Source organism: Paenarthrobacter aurescens (genome assembly GCF_025421775.1).
GTDB lineage: Bacteria > Actinomycetota > Actinomycetes > Actinomycetales > Micrococcaceae > Arthrobacter > Arthrobacter aurescens_B.
In genome coordinates this window covers 1-257 of sequence record NZ_JAOEFX010000464.1, presented here as the reverse complement: position 1 = coordinate 257, position 257 = coordinate 1, and the positions used below count along the sequence as shown (strand labels likewise).

General features: G+C 44.7%; 1 protein-coding gene. It reads right to left on the bottom strand.

The window, feature by feature from the left end; translation table 11 throughout:
- On the bottom strand, positions 1–257 hold a 257-nt coding region (locus tag N7568_RS24385), incomplete at both ends, for a carbon starvation CstA family protein (protein WP_306423170.1).

Sequence of the window (257 nt, the reverse complement as noted above, 5' to 3'; positions counted from 1 at the left end):
AATTGGAATCGTGATTCCCACCGAGAAGGTCCCCCATGGATTGTGTTCCAGTGCATGAAGTACAACCATAGAAAGACCAGCCATTGTAATGGTAATAATGAACAACATTGCAAGACCTGTACAAAAACCTGCTATAGGTCCTAGTTCGTCTTTTGCTACCTCTGATAAGGACTTTCCTTTTTTTCGCATCGATGCAAACAGGACGACCGCATCATGGACTGCCCCTCCAATAACTGCCCCTATCAAGAGCCATAGTA